This is a genomic window from Geothrix sp. 21YS21S-2, assembly GCF_030846775.1.
In the GTDB taxonomy this organism is placed as follows: Bacteria; Acidobacteriota; Holophagae; order Holophagales; family Holophagaceae; genus Mesoterricola.
This window is the reverse complement of record NZ_CP132910.1, coordinates 4,986,984-5,004,341: the sequence shown is the minus strand read 5'-3', so window position 1 is coordinate 5,004,341 and position 17,358 is coordinate 4,986,984. Positions and strand designations below refer to the sequence as shown.

General features: G+C 70.0%; 18 protein-coding genes. 10 read left to right on the top strand and 8 right to left on the bottom strand.

The window, feature by feature from the left end; genetic code table 11:
* Positions 1-2: 2 nt before the first annotated feature.
* Genes RAH40_RS21950 through RAH40_RS21940 form a run of 3 tightly spaced genes read left to right on the top strand, consistent with a single transcriptional unit; the run spans position 3 to position 4,155 of the window.
* Positions 3-1,112 carry an HlyD family secretion protein gene (locus RAH40_RS21950; RefSeq protein ID WP_306599773.1) on the top strand — a complete coding sequence of 370 codons (1,110 nt, stop codon included), beginning with the start codon at positions 3-5 and terminating at the stop codon, positions 1,110-1,112.
* Between the two features lie 27 nt (positions 1,113-1,139).
* Positions 1,140-2,690: a DHA2 family efflux MFS transporter permease subunit gene (locus RAH40_RS21945; protein ID WP_306599772.1), complete on the top strand. Its 1,551-nt coding sequence runs from the start codon at positions 1,140-1,142 to the stop codon at positions 2,688-2,690.
* Positions 2,691-2,715: 25 nt separating this feature from the next.
* Positions 2,716-4,155 (top strand): efflux transporter outer membrane subunit, encoded by a 1,440-nt coding sequence (locus RAH40_RS21940; RefSeq protein WP_306599771.1) that lies wholly within the window; start codon positions 2,716-2,718, stop codon positions 4,153-4,155.
* 48 nt (positions 4,156-4,203) lie between these two features.
* Here RAH40_RS21940 and RAH40_RS21935 read toward each other — a convergent pair whose 3' ends face one another.
* A complete protein-coding gene (locus RAH40_RS21935; protein WP_306602318.1) occupies positions 4,204-5,100 on the bottom strand; it encodes an SDR family oxidoreductase in 897 nt (298 codons plus the stop codon).
* A 92-nt stretch (positions 5,101-5,192) separates the two neighbouring features.
* Here RAH40_RS21935 and RAH40_RS21930 point away from each other — a divergent pair, with 92 nt between their 5' ends.
* Positions 5,193-6,020, top strand: a complete 828-nt coding sequence (locus RAH40_RS21930; protein ID WP_306599770.1) for a helix-turn-helix transcriptional regulator — start codon at positions 5,193-5,195, stop codon at positions 6,018-6,020.
* 16 nt (positions 6,021-6,036) lie between these two features.
* On the opposite strand, the gene RAH40_RS21925 is transcribed toward RAH40_RS21930, so the two are convergent.
* Entirely contained in the window at positions 6,037-6,924 is an 888-nt protein-coding gene (locus RAH40_RS21925) for an AraC family transcriptional regulator (RefSeq protein WP_306599769.1), read from the bottom strand.
* A gap of 157 nt (positions 6,925-7,081) precedes the next feature.
* Here RAH40_RS21925 and RAH40_RS21920 point away from each other — a divergent pair, with 157 nt between their 5' ends.
* Positions 7,082-7,840 (top strand): SDR family NAD(P)-dependent oxidoreductase, encoded by a 759-nt coding sequence (locus tag RAH40_RS21920; RefSeq protein WP_306599768.1) that lies wholly within the window; start codon positions 7,082-7,084, stop codon positions 7,838-7,840.
* A gap of 258 nt (positions 7,841-8,098) precedes the next feature.
* Here RAH40_RS21920 and RAH40_RS21915 read toward each other — a convergent pair whose 3' ends face one another.
* From RAH40_RS21915 to RAH40_RS21905, 3 genes are all read right to left on the bottom strand, one after another.
* Positions 8,099-9,205 carry an IS110 family transposase gene (locus RAH40_RS21915; protein WP_373432559.1) on the bottom strand — a complete coding sequence of 369 codons (1,107 nt, stop codon included), beginning with the start codon at positions 9,203-9,205 and terminating at the stop codon, positions 8,099-8,101.
* Positions 9,206-9,617: 412 nt separating this feature from the next.
* On the bottom strand, positions 9,618-10,565 hold the full coding sequence (locus RAH40_RS21910) for an aldo/keto reductase family oxidoreductase (protein ID WP_306599766.1): 948 nt from the start codon (positions 10,563-10,565) through the stop codon (positions 9,618-9,620).
* 54 nt (positions 10,566-10,619) lie between these two features.
* Positions 10,620-12,464 carry a prolyl oligopeptidase family serine peptidase gene (locus RAH40_RS21905; protein WP_306599765.1) on the bottom strand — a complete coding sequence of 615 codons (1,845 nt, stop codon included), beginning with the start codon at positions 12,462-12,464 and terminating at the stop codon, positions 10,620-10,622.
* Positions 12,465-12,591: 127 nt separating this feature from the next.
* Here RAH40_RS21905 and RAH40_RS21900 point away from each other — a divergent pair, with 127 nt between their 5' ends.
* The 5 genes from RAH40_RS21900 to RAH40_RS21880 are packed head-to-tail and all read left to right on the top strand — an operon-like array spanning position 12,592 to position 15,925.
* On the top strand, positions 12,592-12,921 hold the full coding sequence (locus RAH40_RS21900) for a helix-turn-helix transcriptional regulator (RefSeq protein WP_306599764.1): 330 nt from the start codon (positions 12,592-12,594) through the stop codon (positions 12,919-12,921).
* Positions 12,922-12,934: 13 nt separating this feature from the next.
* A complete protein-coding gene (gene arsM, locus RAH40_RS21895) occupies positions 12,935-13,771 on the top strand; it encodes an arsenite methyltransferase (RefSeq protein WP_306599763.1) in 837 nt (278 codons plus the stop codon).
* Positions 13,772-13,782: 11 nt separating this feature from the next.
* Positions 13,783-14,874: an ACR3 family arsenite efflux transporter gene (gene arsB / locus RAH40_RS21890; protein ID WP_306599762.1), complete on the top strand. Its 1,092-nt coding sequence runs from the start codon at positions 13,783-13,785 to the stop codon at positions 14,872-14,874.
* Positions 14,871-15,293, top strand: a complete 423-nt coding sequence (locus tag RAH40_RS21885; RefSeq protein ID WP_306599761.1) for an arsenate reductase ArsC — start codon at positions 14,871-14,873, stop codon at positions 15,291-15,293. Before arsB ends, RAH40_RS21885 begins: the two co-directional genes overlap by 4 nt.
* Positions 15,290-15,925: an alpha/beta hydrolase gene (locus RAH40_RS21880; protein ID WP_306599760.1), complete on the top strand. Its 636-nt coding sequence runs from the start codon at positions 15,290-15,292 to the stop codon at positions 15,923-15,925. Before RAH40_RS21885 ends, RAH40_RS21880 begins: the two co-directional genes overlap by 4 nt.
* A 13-nt stretch (positions 15,926-15,938) precedes the next feature.
* Here RAH40_RS21880 and RAH40_RS21875 read toward each other — a convergent pair whose 3' ends face one another.
* The 3 genes from RAH40_RS21875 to RAH40_RS21865 all read right to left on the bottom strand — a co-directional run bounded on the left by RAH40_RS21875 (position 15,939) and on the right by RAH40_RS21865 (position 17,350).
* A complete protein-coding gene (locus RAH40_RS21875) occupies positions 15,939-16,604 on the bottom strand; it encodes a hypothetical protein (RefSeq protein ID WP_306599759.1) in 666 nt (221 codons plus the stop codon).
* Positions 16,605-16,632: 28 nt separating this feature from the next.
* Positions 16,633-17,043, bottom strand: coding sequence for a VOC family protein (locus RAH40_RS21870; RefSeq protein ID WP_306599758.1), 411 nt, complete (start codon positions 17,041-17,043; stop codon positions 16,633-16,635).
* 79 nt (positions 17,044-17,122) lie between these two features.
* Positions 17,123-17,350, bottom strand: a complete 228-nt coding sequence (locus tag RAH40_RS21865; RefSeq protein WP_306599757.1) for a hypothetical protein — start codon at positions 17,348-17,350, stop codon at positions 17,123-17,125.
* Between the last annotated feature and the right edge of the window lie 8 nt (positions 17,351-17,358).

The window sequence follows — 17,358 nt, the reverse complement described above, 5'->3', positions numbered from 1 at the left end:
CCATGACTACTGCCGCTTCCCAGACTGCCGGACCGGCCCCATCCCTGGTGGACGGAGCTTCCGCCGTCGCCGCCCCGGAGCCGTCCGCGGCCGCCCCGGCCTCCAGCCGCCGGCTGTCCTCCCTCCTCGTCGCCGGCGCGCTGGTGGCCGGCTCCCTGGGGGCCGTCTACTACGTGCGCCAGGTGGCGCCCTTCGAATCCACGGACGACGCGTTCATCGACGGCCACATCATCGGCATCAGTCCGCAGGTGGCCGCCCAGGCGGCCGTGGTGCACATTGACGACAACCAGGTGGTCCACAAGGGCGACCTCCTCGTGGAACTGGACCCCACCGACTTCCAGGTGGCCCTGGAACAGGCCCGGGGCGCGGAGGCGGCCGCGCTGGGCAAGCGGGCCCAGGCCCAGGCCGGCGTTGCGGCGGCCGAAAGCGCCGTGGTCGAAGCCGAGGCGACCCTCCATTCCCTGCAGGCCACCTTCGAGAACGCCGAGACCGAGCTGCGCCGCCAGCAGGGCGTCGACGCCCGGGCCCGTTCCCAGAAGGACCTGGACACCGCCGTCGCCGGCCGCAAGACCTCCTTCGCCTCCCTGGAGCGGGCCCGGGCCCAGGTGCGCTCCGCCCAGGCCCAGGTGGCCCAGGCCCGGGCCACCGTCACCGCGGCCGAGGGCGACTACCAGAAGGCCCAGGCCGACACCCGCAAGGCCCGCGTGAACCTGGACCACTGCCGCATCCTGGCCCCCGTGGACGGGCGCATCGCCGGCAAGGCGGTGGACGCGGGCGCCTACGTCACCCCCGCCAACCCGCTCTTCCAGATCGTGCCGGCCCAGGTGTGGGTGGTGGCGAACTTCAAGGAGACCCAGCTCAGGCACATGGCCCCGGGCCAGCCCGTCGAGGTGAGCGTGGACGCCTTCCCCGGCCTGGCCCTCACCGGGAGGGTGGATTCCATCCAGTCCGGCACCGGTTCCCGCTTCAGCGTGATCCCCACCGAGAACGCCACGGGCAACTTCGTCAAGGTCGTCCAGCGCGTCCCCGTGAAGATCCTCCTCGACAACGGCAACCTGGGCCAGCTGGCCCCGGGCATGTCCGTGGAACCCAAGGTGCGGGTGCGTTCCTGACGCCGCCCTCCTGACAACGAGCGACCCATGCCCTTCCCGAGAACTCCCAACAGCGCCGCCAAGCCCGGCGCCAACCCGTGGCTTGTCGCCGTGGTGATCTCCCTGGCCACCTTCATGGAGGTGCTGGACACCAGCATCGCCAACGTGGCCCTGGGGCACATCGGCGGAAGCCTGGGCGCCAGCCAGAGCCAGGCCACCTGGGTGCTCACCAGCTACCTGGCCGCCAACGCCATCATCATCCCCATCAGCGGCTGGCTGTCCAACACCCTGGGCCGCAAGCGCTTCTACATGATCTGCGTGGCCCTCTTCACCGCCAGCTCCTTCCTCTGCGGCATCGCCCCCTCCCTGGGCGTGCTGCTGCTGTGCCGGGTCCTCCAGGGCGCCGGCGGCGGGGGGCTCGCCCCCAGCGAGCAGAGCATGCTGGCCGACACCTTCCCCGGCAAGTACTTCGGCATGGCCTTCGCGGTCTACGGCATCGCCGTGGTGGTGGCGCCGGCCATCGGTCCCACCCTCGGCGGCTGGATCACCGACAACTTCTCCTGGCGCTGGATCTTCTTCATGAACGTGCCGGTGGGCGTGGTGTCCCTCCTGCTCACCCAGCGGCTCATCCAGGATCCGCCGAAAGAGCAGGCTCCGAAAAAGCCCATCCGGGTGGACGCCATGGGTTTCGCCTTCGTGGTGCTGGCCTTCGGCGCCCTGCAGGTCTTCCTGGACAAGGGCCAGGAGTCCGACTGGTTCGGCTCGCCCGCCATCGTCGCCTTCTTCCTGCTCACCCTGGCCGGCATCATCGGCCTGGTGGTGTGGGAGACGATGATCGCGAAGGATCCCGTGGTGGACCTGCCCCTGCTGCGCAACGGGAGCCTGGCCACCTCCATGGGCCTGCAGTTCGTCGTCGGGTTCATCCTCAATTCCACCACCGTCCTGGTGCCGCTCCTGGCCCAGCAGCTCCTGGGCTACGACGCCACCCAGGCCGGCCTCGTGCTGATGCCGGGCGGCCTGATGCTCATGGTCATGATGCCCGTCGCCGGGGCCCTCGTGCGCAAGGTGCAGCCCAAGTACCTGATGGCCTTCGGCCTCTCCCTGCTGGCCGTGTCGCTGGTGATGATGTCGGGCTTCACCGCCCAGATCGCCTTCAACCACCTGCTCTGGGCCCGGCTGATCCAGTGCATGGGACTGCCGCTGTTCTTCATTCCCCTCAACACCATCGCCTACAGCAACCTGCCCCCCGGGAAGAGCAACCAGGCCAGCGCCATGATGAACCTCATGCGCAACCTGGGCGGCAGCATCGGCATCGCCGTGGCCACCACCCTCCTGGTGCGCCGGGCCCAGGTGCACCAGATGTACCTGGCGGCCACGGCCACCCGGGCGAACCTGCCCCTGATGCACCGCCTGCACCCCGACGGCGGGCTCGCCCCGAAGGGCCTGCTGGGCTTCTACAACCAGGTCCAGGTCCAGGCGGCGATGCTCTCCTACCTGGACGTGTTCCGCATCCTGACCGTCGCCTGCGTGATCGTCATCGCCGTGGTCCTGCTGCTCCGCCGCGTGCGCAGGGACGTCCAGCCGGCAATGGGTCACTGAGCCCCCCATCGTGGAGAAGAACCCCATGCGAACCTCGATTCCTTTCCTGGCCCTGGCGGCCACCGCAATGCTCACCGGCTGCAAGGTCGGCCCCACCTACCGGCCCCCGGAACCCCGGGCGCCCAGCCGGTGGAGCGAGCCCCTGGCCGGCGGCGAGACCAGCCGCGGCGCCGATCTGGCCCGGTGGTGGACGGCCTTCAAGGACCCCGAGCTGGCCTCCCTGGTGGAGCGGGCCCTGAAGGCCAACCTGGACCTCCGACAGGCCCAGGCCCGCCTCCGGGAAGCCCGGGCCCGGCGCGGCGTGGCCGGCTCGGCCCTGGGTCCCGACGTGGAGGCCTCGGGATCCGCCGGCCGGGAGCGCCAGAGCGCCCACCAGCCCCTCCTGGGCGGCCTGCTGCCCCCCGGGACCCCCTTGACCAGCGACATCTACCAGGCCGGGTTCGACGCCAGCTGGGAACTGGACCTCTTCGGCGGCAACCGGCGCCGCGTGGAGGAGGCCGACGCCGCCCTGGCGGCCGCAGGCTACAGCCTGGCCGACGCCCAGGTCAGCCTGGTGGCGGAAGTGGCGCGCAACTACGTGGCCGCCCGGGGGTTCCAGCAGCGCCTGGCCATCGCCAGGGAGAACCTCACCGCCCAGCGCGACATCGTGGCCCTGGCCCGTTCCCGGTACCAGCAGGGCTTCACCAGCAGCCTCGAGCCGGAGCAGGCCGCTACCATCCTGGCCCAGACCGAAAGCCAGGTGCCGGCCCTGGAAGGCGGATTCCTGGCCGCCCTGCACCACCTCGGGGTGCTGCTGGGCCAGGCCCCGGGCACCCTGCGCGAGGAGCTGGCCGCCACCGCGCCGATTCCCGCCGCGCCGGCGGAGGTTCCCGCGGGCCTCCCGGCCGACCTGGTGCGGCGCCGCCCCGACATCCGGGTGGCGGAGCGCCACCTGGCCGAAGCCTCCGCGCGGGTGGGCGTCGCCACGGCCGATCTCTATCCCGCGTTCTCGCTTGGCGGCAGGTTCGGCTGGGAAAGCGCCCAGAGCGGCAGCCTCCTCTCCTCCGCCAGTTCGACCTGGTCCTGGGGCCCCTCCTTCCGCTGGCCGATCTTCGCGGCGGGCCGGATCCGCGCGAACATCCGCGTCCAGGACGCGCGCCAGGAGCAGGCCCTGGCCGCCTACGAGAAGGCCGTGCTGACCGGCTTCGAGGAGGTGGAGAACGCCCTGGTGGCCTACGCCAAGGAGCAGGCCCGCAACGTGCCCCTGCGGGCGGCCGTGGCCTCCAGCGGCCGGGCCCTGGAGGTGGCGCGCCAGCAGTACGCCAGCGGCCTGACCAGCTTCATCAACGTCCTGGACGCGGAGCGGACGGTGTACCAGGCCCAGGACAGCCTCGTGCAGAGCGACCAGGCCGTCGCCCAGGACCTGATCGCCCTGTGCAAGGCGCTGGGCGGCGGCTGGCCGGCAACGGCGGCCAGCGGGAGCTGATCCTCCCTGAGCCGCCGTTCCAGCCGCGCCGAGGGAGGTCCCGGGAGGTCAGCCTTCAGGCGGAACCCAGGCCTCCAGGTCGGCGAGCAGTCCCGGCCCGGACGGTTCCCATCCCAGCTTCCTCCGGGTCTGTTCGCTGGAAGCGGGCATATCGTGGCCCGCGAACCCTGCGAGCCAGCCGAAAAAGGCCTGCGCCTCCTCCGGGGCGAGGGCCTTGACCGGCAGGTTCAGCCGCCGGCCGAGGGTTTCGGTGATGGCGCGCATCGGCACGCCCTCCTCCGCCACCGCGTGGTACTTCGCGCCCGGCTCGGCCTTTTCGAGCGCCAGCCGGTAGAGGCGGGCCACGTCGAGGACGTGCGCCGCCGGCCAGCGGTTGCCGCCGTCGCCGATGTGGGCGCAGGCGCCCCTGGAACGGAACAGCTCGATGGCGGGGGTGAGGAGTCCCTGCTTGACCGGGTCATGGACCTGCGGGAGCCGCACCACCGACACGTTGACCCCGGCCGCCGCGGCGGCGTCCCCCGCCTCCTCCGAGGCGGCGCGGGGGATCACCCCGGAACCGATCGTGGGATTGTCCTCCCGGGCCGGCTCGCCGGGCGTGGTGTTGGCCATCCCCGTCCCGGAAGTGATGACCAGCGGCCGGCGGGAGCCTGCCAGCAGCGAGCCGAGCGCCTTGATCACCCGGCGGTCATCCTCGCAGTTCGCCGCGAATTTCGAGAAGTCGTGGTTGAAGGCCAGATGGAGAACGCCGTCGGAACGGTCGGCGCCCTTCCTGAGGGACTCGAGGTCCTCTAGGGAGCCGCGATGGACCTCGGCCCCGGCGGCAGCCAAGGCTGCCGCTTTCCCGTCCGAGCGGCAGAGCCCCAGGACCTGGTGGCCCGCGGCGACCAGCTCCTTGACGACCGCCGACCCGATGAATCCGGTCGCACCTGTGACGAATACGCGCATAAGCAAACCTCCTGGGTGCCTTGAACCCCACGTTCGGTCCGCGGGCTATACTTGTAAAGTAGTGGGTTCATCATAGTAAAAGGACTACCCGGATGAGTGAGCACCCCCTTGGCGAGAATCCGCTCGGAACCTACCTGCGGGACCGGCGCACCCGGCTCGACCCGGCCGCGCTGGGGTTTCCCTCCGGGCGCCGCCGGACCCCGGGCCTGCGCCGGGAGGAAGTGGCCCAGCGGGCCAACATCAGCCCGACCTGGTACACCTGGCTCGAGCAGGGGCGCGGCGGGGCACCCTCCGCCGAGGTGCTCGACCGGGTCGCAGGCGCGCTCATGCTCACGGAGGTCGAGCGCGAACACCTGTTCCTCATCGGCCTCGGCCGGCCGCCCGAGGTGCGGTTCCGGAAGAACGAGGGCGTCACCCCCCGCCTGCAGCGCGTCCTGGACGTGCTGGACCCGTGTCCCGCCGTGATCAGGACCGCGATCTGGGACGTCGTGGCCTGGAACCGGGCGGCGACCCTGATGCTGATGGACTATGGCGCCCTGCCGCCGGAGCAGCGCAACATCCTGCGCTTCATCTTCCTCGACCCCCGCGCCCGCGCCGCGCAGTACGACTGGGAGGGCGTGGCCCGCTTCGTGCTGGGGGCGTTCCGCGCGGACGCGGCGCGCGCCGGGGCGGCGGCGGAGATCGAGCCCCTCGTCGAGGAGCTCTGCCGGCTCAGCCCCGAGTTCCGGTCGATGTGGCGGGACAACGACGTCCGGGGCGGCCACGGAGAGGCGGTCAAGCACCTGCGCCACCCGGTCCTGGGTCCGATCGCCTTCGAGTACTCGGCCTTCGCGGTGGACGGCCGAACGGACCTCAGCCTGGTGATCTACAACCCCGCGACGGCGGAGGACGCGGAACGGATCGCGTCGTTGCTGGCCTGAATCCCCGTTTCGGCCTTCACGTGGCGCGAACGTCGCGGATCGGCGGCTGGCCGAAATGGCGGGCATACTCGCGGCTGAAATGGGAGGGACTTTCGTAGCCCACCCGGAACGCGGCGGTCGCCGCGTCCAGGCCTTCCACGCGCAGCAGGCGGCGGGCCTCCTGCAGGCGCAGTTCCTTCTGGAACTGCAGCGGGCTGAGGGTCGTGATCTCCTTGAAATGCTTGTGAAACGAGGAGGGACTCATGTTCACCAACTGGGCCAGGTCCTCGATCCGCAAGGGTTCGTCGAACCGCTCCCGGAGCCGCGTGACGGCCTTGGCGATGCGCTGGACCCGGCTTCCGGCCACGCCCAGCTGCCGAACCACCGGCCCGTACGCCGTCCTCAGCAGGCGGTAGGTGATCTCCCGCCTGAGCATGGGGCCCAGCACCTCCGCGTCCGCGGGCTCGCCCAGGCAGCGCAGCAGGCGGAGGAAAGCGTCCAGGAGTTCCGGGGTCCCCTCGCTCAGGTGGATGCCGGGCCCGGAAGGGACCGGCTCGGGGGCCTGCCCCATGCCCTGGAGCAGCCCGAAGACCAGGTCCGGGTCCAGGTCCAGGGCCAGGCAGAGGAAGGGCTTCCCGGGGGAGGCCTCCACCACGTGGCTGGTGATGGGCAGGTCGATGGACACGATCAGGAAGCGTCCCCGCTGGAACCGGAAGACATGCCCGTTCATGACCACCTCCTTCGCCCCCTGGAGGACCAGGCAAAGGGAAGGACGATAAACGGCATGGGTGGGCAGGGTGCGGCCGTCGCTGCGGATCACCAGGAGTCCGGGCAGGGGGGTGGGGTGCACACCCTCGTCCGGGGCCCATTCCAGGGCGGACCGCGCCAGTTCGGTCAGGGTTCCGGTTGGTTTGCCTTGCCGCATGGGTGTCCTCCGGTCCACCCTACCCCGCCGCCGGACCCCGCGCATCCGAAACTTCGCGAATCTGGAGGATCCGGCAATCCTTTGACAGGATCCCGCTACCGGCCGCCACCCGGCCGGATCTAGCCTGGGAGGGCAGGACACCCTCGAGGAGACTTCCATGACCCGACCCATCACCCTCATCACCGGCGGCAGCCGCGGCCTGGGACGCAACGGGGCCCTCCATCTCGCCAAGGCGGGCCACGACCTCATCCTCACCTACCACAGCCGCCAGGACGAAGCCGAACGGGCGCTGGCCGAGGTTCGGGCCGCGGGCGCCAAGGCCCAGGCCCTGCGCCTGGACGCGGGAGACGTGGCCTCCTTCGCGGCCTTCGCGCAGACCCTGGAGCGGACCCTCCAGGAGCACTGGGGGACCGGGCGGTTCCAGGCCCTGGTCAACAACGCCGGGACCGGCCTGCACGCCCCGTTCCAGGAGACCACGGAGGCCCAGTTCGACCAGTTGATGAACGTCCACTTCAAGGGCGTCTTCTTCCTCACCCAGCGCCTCCTGCCCCTCCTGGCGGACGGAGGCCGGATCCTCAACCTTTCCAGCGGCCTGGCCCGCTTCGCCCTGCCGGGTTCCTCCGCCTACGCCGCCATGAAGGGCGCCGTGGAGGTGCTGACCCGCTACCTGGCCAAGGAGCTGGGATCCCGCCGGATCTCGGTGAACGTGCTGGCGCCCGGGGCCATCGAGACGGACTTCAACGGTGGCGCCGTCCGGGACAACCCGGCCCTGAACCAGGCCATCGCCGCCCAGACCGCCCTGGGGCGGGTGGGCCTGCCGGACGACATCGGCGCCGTGGTCGCGGCCCTGCTCGGTCCGGGAACGGGCTGGATCAATGCGCAGCGGATCGAGGCGTCGGGCGGGATGTTCCTCTGATATGTATTGGCCTGTCAAGGCTGGCAGCCAACTATTTCTCTTTTCCGGCAGTGTGTAGGGAGCAGAACGGACGGCATGCCGACGGTTGATCAGTCTGATATGCGCGGGTTGGGTACCGCATGACAACGGGTTCGTCGAGGAGCTGCCTCGATCTAGTGGCGAGGGTCATTCCAGAAGCGAATGCCTCTTAGAGGGTTCGAGGATTCTCCCACCGTTGTCCGTTCTGCTGCCGACACACTGCGGCTGCACTTCAGCCAGCTAAGGCTTGGGGGTAGGCGGTGGCAGGGCCTGGCCAATGGCCCAGAGGAAGCCGGTCAGCTCGCGGGCGATGGCCGTGCAGGTCTGGACCTTCTTCTTGCCCCTGGCCTCGAACTGCCGGTAGCGTGCGCAAAGGCGCTTCTGTGCAGCCCAGGCGATGGTCTGCACTGCTTCTGGAGCACGTTCGGCCCGTCTTTGCAGGCTCGGGGTTTTCCTCGCGGGATGCCGGTAGGTCCATGCTGCCTCCACCAGGACCCTGCGCACATGGCCATTGCCGGTCTTGGTGATCCCCCCGCGGGACCGGGTCTCGCCACTGGAATGCTCGCTGGGAACCACCCCCAGATACTTCATCAACTGGGGTGCATTGGCGAATCGCCTCAAATCGCCGATCTCAGCCACGATCGTGGTCGCAGTGAGGCGGTTGATCCCGCGCAGGGCCATGTAGCCTTCGATCAGCCTGGAGAAGGCCGAACTCGATCCGGCGGTTTCGATCTGCTCGTCGAAGGCCGCAACCCGTCTGGTCATGGCCTGGACCGTATCGACATATTCCTGAAAGACGATTTGTTGGACCGGCTGGTCGAACTTCATGGTTTCCAGCCAGCGGAGATGGGCCTGGGTCCACCGGGTTTTTCCGGAATAGGTCCGCCCGTGCCGCAGCAGGAAGGCCAACAGTCGCTGCTTGGCGACGTGCTGCAAATGCTTCAGGTCCTCCCGAGCCCGGGTCAGATCCCGCAGGGCCTCCTGGGCTTCGTCGGGCACCCATATTGCCGTTAGTTCCCCGGCCCGGTGGAGCCTGGCCAAGGTCAGACTATCGCGGCGGTCGGTTTTGACCCGGTCCCCAGGTTTCCTGGGAATGAGGGACGGCGCCACAACCTGGCACTCCAGCCGTAAAGCGAGTAGTTGCCGATAAAGGATGTAACCGCAGGGGCCCGCTTCGTAGCAGAACGAAAGCGTCGCGCCATCCTTCCGGAGTTGCCTCACAAGTTTCACCACGGCCTCCGGTGTATTGGCGATCTCACCCACGTACCGAACTTCCCCTTCGTGGGCTTCAGCCACCGAGACCGCAATCGTCTCCTTGTGGACATCCAGCCCGACGTACTTGCTCACCTTGCTAGAATCGTTCACGGCCTGTCCTCCTCAATTACGGCTCTGAGCCGGTTGTGTAATGCGCACTGAGCTTAACCCGCGTCATTTAAGGACGGACAGGCCCCTTTGAGGAGCCTGGGGCCTTGCCTCGGTGGGCCTTGCGCACCACCCTTTAGACAGCCGGGCGGAGGTTAGGGCTACCGCAGGGATGCGACCCGAGCGCCGACCCGGGCCCGGAAACAGGGTGGGCCGGAGTCATCCGGCCCCGTCCTTGGCAACCGCCTTTCCAACCGGCCCAGTTTCTGGGCTTCAGGCGATAAATCCCGGGGGTCTGGGGGCAGAGCCCCCGGGGATCTCGTTCTAACGGCCCGCCTGATTCGTGTCAGGCCAATACATGATGTCTAGTTGTAAGGCACCCTGCCCATGCGTTGATTCAGGGCAGCGGCCCGCCCCGGGCCGCGACCCAGAGGCTCGTCCATTCCTCGCGTCCCAGGGTGACCTCCAGCCCCTTGACGCACGCCTGGAGCCGGTCGGGCCGGGTGGTTCCCAGGACGGGCTGGATACCGGCGGGGTGCCGCAGGAGCCAGGCCACAGCGATGGCCTCCGGGGGAACGCCGTGGCGGCGGGCGGAGGCCTCGAGGGCCGCACGGGTCCCGGCGCTCCAGTTCCCGCCGGCCAGGGGAGCCCAGCTCTGGATGCGGATCCGGCGGCTGCGGCATTCCTCCAGCGTGCCGTCGGTGAACCACACGGCCCGTTCGCGGCTGTCGTGGTTGAAGGTGACGGCGCTGTCCACGAACGCGTCGTGGGCCAGGCTCAGCTGCAGCTGGTTCGCCACCAGGGGCTCGTCCAGGCTGGCCTGGAGGAGGCGGATCTGGGCGGCGTTCATGTTGGAGACGCCGAAGGCGCGGACCTTGCCGGCCTCCTTCAGGCGCCGGAAGGCGCCGGCGATCTCGTCGGGCTCCATCAGGGGGTCCGGGCGGTGCAGGAGGAGGATGTCCAGGTGGTCGGTCGCCAGGCGGGCGAGGCTCCCGTCGACGGAGCGGAGGATGTGGGCGGCGCTCAGGTCGTAGTGGCCCGTGGCGACGCCGTCGAGGCCGCCGATGCGGATGCCGCACTTGCTCTGCAGGACGATGCGGTCGCGCAGCGAGGGGGTCTCGCGCAGCACCTTCCCGAAGACCTCCTCGGCCTTGAACTGGCTGTAGAAGTCCGCGTGGTCGAAGAAATCGATGCCCAGGTCCAGGGCGGCCTCCACCAGCTGCCGGGCCTGGACGACGTCGGCTTCGCCCACCGGGGTGGCGTTCCAGCCTCCCCCCAGGCCCATGCAACCCAAGGCCAGGCGCGAGCCCTGGATCCCCGCCGGTCCGATTCCGATCATTTCCATTTTGAAACCCGCTTCACCCACCGTGGGGACTGGATACCTATCTTGAAGGAATCTTCACTTCGGGGGGACCCGGTTCCCATTCGACAGACGCCCCATCCAGGCGAAGTAGCGGTCCAGGCTGGCGGCAGAGGGAAGCTCATGGCCCTTGCCCTCCTCCGTCACCCAGGTGACGTCGGCACCGGCCGCCTGGAGGAGGCCCACCAGGGTCCGGGTGCGCTCGAAGGGGCAGTTCCGGTCGGCCGTGCCGTGGAAGATGAAGATGGGCATCCCCCGGAAGGCCGCGAGGTTGGCCGGCTCGAGGAAATCCGGATGGCCCGGCCCCAGCCAGCGGCTGGCCAGGTCCGGCGCCCCGCTGAAGACCGCCAGGCCCTGGAAGGCGCCGGGACGCTCCAGCGCGGTGCGGTACACCCCATAGCCCCCCATGCTGAAGCCCGCGAGCACGACGCGGGAAGGGTCCACCGGATACCTCGCCATCACGCCCGCGATGGCCTCCCGCAGGTCCTCCTGGGCATGGTCGGCGCTGTAGCAGTTGGAGGTGCCCCGCCCGAAGGGGGCCAGTTCGAACCAGCCCTCGGGCGCCCGGCGGAGGTCCAGGATCCCCCGGTCGTCCTGCCCGCTGCCATGCAGGAAGACCAGCAGGGGATACCGTTTCCCCCCATCCAGCAGGGCCGGCGTTCTCAGGGAATACGGCTGCAAGGTCCCGTCCAGGGCGCTCAGGTAGGCGCGCCGCTGGAGGCCCCGGAATTCCGCGATGGGATCCCGCCCGGTCTCGAGCGCCTGGAGGTCCCGGCCGGTCTGCTCGAGGAGGCGCCGGACCTCCGGCGCCGGGTCCGTGGGAGCCCGCTTCGCCAGGGCGGCCTCCGCATCCTGGAGGCGGTAGGCCAGGGTGGAACGGGTGCCGGGGCTGATGGATCCCAGGCGCTCCAGCCGTTGCCGGAGGGAGGGGATGCCTCCGTCCGGCAGGACCGTGAGGCCCAGGGTGAGGGTGCGCCCCGGGCCCTGCACCTGGACCTGGTATCCGCCCGGGGGCAGGTGGCCTTCCAGCCGCTGGGTCCGAGGGGCCGGACCTTCGGGCAGATGGATCATCCGGTTCCAGCCGGGCACCCCCGTGCCTTCGCCGTCCAGGATCCGGATCCGCAGATCGGCCGGCGCTGCGGCCGCAGTGTCCAGCAGAAGGGGCTGGCCGGCCCCGAGGCACCCCTGGGACGGCCTCGCGGCCCAGGCGGCGGCGCCGGCGGGAGGCGCTTCGAAATGCACCGGGACATAGCTTCTGGGCCGCTGCTCGGACTGCAGGTGCGGGTCCTTCGTCAGGAAGTGGAACTGCCTACGCTCGCCCTGGGCGCGGACGAAGCAGGCGTTCAATCCGAGGTCCGGGGTGAGGAGGGGGTGGTAGGGAGCCAGGGCGGCCCAGGGGATGCGGATCTCGACGGAGAGGGTATCCCCGGTCTGGCGCCAGGCGGCCTGGGCACCCGGAAGGGGGATCATCTCAAGGTCCACATCCCGGTACCAGGTGAAGGCGAATTGCCAGGTGCGCCGGTCGGCGGGCTGCGGGGAGAACCCCATCACCCGGAAGCGCCGGGTGGGGCCCCCGTCCGGGGCCGGCGTGGCCAGCACGAGGAGGAGGCCGTCCCCGTTCTGGTACGCCCGGTCCCGGCAGACCAGGGTGGACTGGCGGCTCTGCACGAGGACATGGAGGGCTTCCCCGTCGGCCGCGCAGCGGAGGAGCACCGGGGGCGCCGCGGGGTCGTCACCCTGGAGGCGCAGGGCGGGATGGTGTTCCAGGGCCGGGTCCGGCCGGCCTTCTGCGGCCGGCGCCGAGGCCAGCCAGGGAATCACCAGCGGCTGCTGCCCCCAGGCCAGGGCGGCGAGGAAGGCGCTCATCAGGATCGGGCGCAGCATGGCACCTCCGGAGGCGAGAGGAAGGGGGGCCGCAAATGGAACGGATTCGTCCAGGTACTACGCAACCTGCCGCGGTGCGCTTATCCGTGGGATTAATATTTCCATATTTTGCAAAGTATGGAATCATATGCCCATGCCCGCCCCCGACCCCACCCTCCACCTCGTCACCCGCCAGCTGAAGGCCATGGCCCACCCGGGCCGGCTTTCGGTGGTCCGCGCCGTCGTGCAGGGTCCCGTCGAGGGCACACCCGCCGGCGAGATCCAGTCCCGCCTGGGCATGCCCGCTTCGACCCTGAGCCATCACCTCGCCGATCTCACGGAGGCGGGGCTGCTGGCCGCCAGCCGCCAGGGCACGACCATCCGCTATGCCGCCCGGTTCGACCAGCTCCGGGCCCTCACCGAGTATCTCTGGCAGGACTGCTGCGGCGGCGGCTGCCGGGATGCCAACTGCCTGTAGATCAGGAGCGGCCATGGAACCCACGACGCACCCCACCCACCTCAAAGTCCAGGACGCCTATGGCAAGATCGCCCGCATCGGCGGCGGCTGCTGCGGCCCCGCGTCCTCCTGCTGCGGCGGCGGCCGGGCCGAGTCGGTCGCCCAGGGCGTCGGCTATTCGGACGCGGAACTGGCGACGCTCCCCGAGGGGGCCAACCTCGGGCTCTCCTGCGGCAACCCCACGGCCCTGGCGGACCTGAAGCCCGGCGAAGTGGTGCTGGACCTGGGCAGCGGCGCGGGGCTGGACGTGTTCCTGGCGGCGCAGCGCGTGGGTCCCGGAGGGCGGGCCATCGGGGTGGACATGACCCGCGACATGCTCGCCAAGGCCCGCGGGAACGCCGCCGAGTTCCGGCGCCGGACGGGGCTGGACAACGTGACCTTCCACGAAGGGCAGATCGAGGCGATCCCCCTTCCGGACGCCACGGTGGACGTCGTGCTCTCCAACTGCGTGCTGAACCTGAGCCCGGACCAGGCGCAGGTCTGGAAGGAGATCGCCCGGGTGCTCAAGCCGGGGGGGCGGGTCTCCATTTCCGATATCGTCCTGCTCCGGCCCCTGCCCGAAGCCATCGCGGAGGACGTGCGCGCCCTGGTGGGCTGCATCGCCGGGGCGGCCCTGATCGACGACCTGCGGCGCATGGTCCGGGCCTCGGGGCTCGTGGACCTGACCCTCACGGAAAAGGAAGGCTCCATCGACGCCATGCTCCCCGAGGGGGATCCGCTGGCGGATCACCTGCTGAGCCAGCTGCCCGCGGGGACCCGGCCCTCCGACTACGTCACCAGCCTGATCATCGCCGCCCGCAAACCCTTCTGAACGGAGACGCCATGGACACCCCCAAGCGCCTGTCCTTCCTGGACCGCTACCTCACCCTCTGGATCTTCCTGGCCATGGGGCTGGGCGTGCTGCTCGGCTTTGCGGCGCCCGGCTTCAACCGGGCCATCAACGCCTGGAACGCAGGCACCACCAGCGTGCCCCTGGCGGCCGGCCTCATCGTGATGATGTATCCGCCGCTGGCCAAGGTGAAGTACGAGGAGCTGCACCTGGTCTTCCGGAACAGGCGCGTGCTGGGGCTGTCGCTGCTCCAGAACTGGGTCATCGGGCCGCTGCTCATGTTCGGGCTGGCGGTGCTCTTCCTGCGGGACCGGCCGGAATACATGCTGGGGCTGATCCTCATCGGGCTGGCCCGCTGCATCGCCATGGTCATCGTGTGGAACGACCTCGCCAAGGGGGACACGGAGTACTGCGCGGGGCTGGTGGCCTTCAACTCGATCTTCCAGGTGCTTTTCTTCAGCGTGTACGCGTGGTTCTTCGCCACGGTCCTGCCGGGCTGGCTGGGCCTCCAGGGGGCGGTGGTGAACATCACCATCGGGCAGATCGCCCAGAGCGTCTTCATCTACCTGGGCATCCCCTTCCTGGCCGGGTTCCTGACCCGCTTCGTGCTGGGCAGGATCAAGGGGCTGGACTGGTACCACCGGGTGTTCGTGCCCCGGATCAGCCCCCTCACCCTCATCGCGCTGCTCTTCACGATCGTCGTCATGTTCAGCCTCAAGGGCGACACCATCGTGAAGCTGCCCTTCGACGTCCTCCGCATCGCGCTGCCCCTGCTGATCTACTTCGTCGTGATGTTCATGGTGAGCTTCTGGCTGTCGAAGAAGGCCGGGGCCTCCTATCCCCAGAGCGCCACCCTGAGCTTCACCGCGGCATCCAACAACTTCGAACTGGCCATCGCCGTGGCCGTGGCCACCTTCGGCATCGCCCACGGGGCGGCCTTCGCCGCCGTCATCGGCCCGCTCGTGGAGGTGCCGGTGCTCATCAGTCTCGTGGGGGTGGCGTTCTGGCTGAAGGCCAGGTGGTACCCCGGCAGCGCGGAGACCGTCGTGGAAGCCAAGTGCTGCCCCACGGGCGGTGGGCAATGACCCGGTCGATCCTCTTCCTCTGCGTGGCCAACAGCGCGCGCTCCCAGATGGCCGAGGGCATCGCGCGCCAGCTCCTGCCCGGGGTGCGGATCCAGAGCGCCGGAAGCCGTCCCGGCCGCGTGAACCCCTACGCCGTCGAGGTGCTCGCGGAGCAGGGCATCGACGCCACCGGCCACACCTCGAAGAACGTGCAGGACATCGACCCCGCCACCGTGGACCTGGTCGTCACCCTCTGCGCCGAGGAGGTGTGCCCGCTGTTCCTGGGCAAGGCCGAGCGGCTGCACTGGCCCATCCCCGACCCCGCCAGCGACGACCCGGCCCTGACCGCCGACGACCTGCGGGCCCGGTTCCGGGCGGGACGGGATGAGCTCCGGTCCCGGCTGGAACGCCTGAAGACCGAGCGGTTCCAGCAGCCATGACCCTCACCCGCCTTATCCCCACGCCCACCACGGGCCGCTACCTGCTCGAACCCGCCACGCAGGCGGGAGCCCCGTTCCTCGTGGGTTTCCACGGCTACGCCCAGCGGGCGGAGGACCTCCTGGCCGACCTGCGGCGCATTCCCGGGGCCTCCCGCTGGAACCTGGTGTCCGTCCAGGCTCTCCACCGCTTCTACAGCCCGAAGACCCGGGACGTGGTGGGTTCGTGGATGACCAGCCTGGACCGGGACCAGGCCGTGGAGGACAACGTGGTCTACGTGCGGCGGGTCGTCGCCGAGCTGGGGGGCGGCGGGCTCGTCTTCGCGGGCTTCTCCCAGGGGGCCGCCATGGCCTGGCGCGCCGCGGCCCGGTGCGGGCCCTGCGACGGGCTCATCATCCTCGGCGGGGACCTGCCGCCGGACGTGGCGGGGGCCCCTGCCCTGGCCCTGCCGCCGGTGCTCCTGGGGCGGGGCGAGGAGGATGCCTTCTACCCCGCCGCCCAGCTGGAAAGGGACGTGGCCGCGCTCGAGGACCTGGGCGCCCATCCGGAGGTCCTCCGGTTCCCGGGCGGCCATGAATGGGGTCCCGGTTTTCTCGAGGCGGCCGGCCGGTTCCTGGAGCGGGTTCGAGGCTGACCCCGGCCCTCTTTCATAAGGGGTTTGCCCTCAGGCCCCGGTGCCGGTCCGCCCAGAAGGCCCACAGTGGAAGCAGCCATGAAAGCAGCCCGACAATTCCGATGGCCGTCGGGCTGGGTGGCGGCGGGGAGAAGGGGCCGGAGGCCCAGATGACGATGATCAACGCGAGAAGGGAGACGAAGGCCCAGGTTCCCTGCCCGTCCTTCGCGGTGGTCCTGCGCAGATAGACGAGGATGCCCCCCAGGACCAGCAGCCCTTCGACCAGGAACGTGGCGGGCAGGGAATTCCAGAGCGACAGGCCGACCTTGACCGGGAGTCCGGGCGCCAGCGGAAGATCCGGGCGGTGGACGACGGCATCGAGGAGCCAGTGGCTGAGCACCAGGCCCGACAACCCGAGGAAGTCGCCCAGGCGGTCCAGGCGCCCCCTGAGCGCAACGAGGGCGAAGGCGACCGCCCACGCCAGCACGGCAAGGAGGCTGTGGCTCCAGGGGTAGTGCACGAAGGCCAGGGGTGCGAAGGCGGTATCCCCCGGTCGGATCTGGACCGATTCCAGGCCCGTGAGGAGCAGGACGGGCCACACGAGGTCGAGCCAGAAGGCGGCCGCGAACAGCAGCCCCAGGGACTGCCTGGGCATCAGGGGCCTTACGGCGAGGGCAAGGCCAGCATGACCGGCGAACATGGGGATCGACCTCCACGAAGGATGGGATTCAGGTGGACTGCCAGGGGCGGAAGAACAGGACGACCTCCCAGCCGTCCGGATCCGGGACCACCCGCGCCTTTCCCAGCCAGTAGGGGTTCTCCGGCGCAACCTCCGGCCAGCCCAGACCCCTGAGCCGGGCCGCCGCCGCCTCCGCCGCATCCTGGCCGGGGTAGTAGCATACGAGCAGGTTCTCCCGGGAAGGCGCCGGCCCGGGGCTTCCCCGGAGGTGATGGGTGAACTCGAGATGCCAGGACGCGCCTGGGAAACCGACCATGAGTCCGTCGTAGCCGTCATGGTCCTGGAACGATCCGAGGACGGACATGCCCAGGCCCTGGACATAGAAGCGTTCGATTTCGGCCATCCGGTCGGTGGAACGGGCGAAACGAACCTGAACCGGCGCCAGCGCTTTCCTGTCCATGGTCCCTCCCGGCAGGTGCCCGATTTTACCATCCGGCCCTTGGGATCATCCCATTCCGGCTGGCGGCCGGCAGGAGGGTTCAGCCCTTGGGCTCGCCTTCCCCGGGCTTGGGCGCCCGGTAGGGCCGGGAACGCCCGGTGGCGGGGGCCGGAACGCGCTCCGAGGCCGCCCGGGCGATGGACGCGTCCCGCACGCGGGGCTCGCCCTTTTCCGTGCGGACGGGCCGGGTGGTGTCCTTGGGTTCCGCGGAAGCGGGCAGGCCCAGGGAGGCCAGGAGGAGGGGCAGAAGGAATGGGGTCAGTCGCATGATCGCCT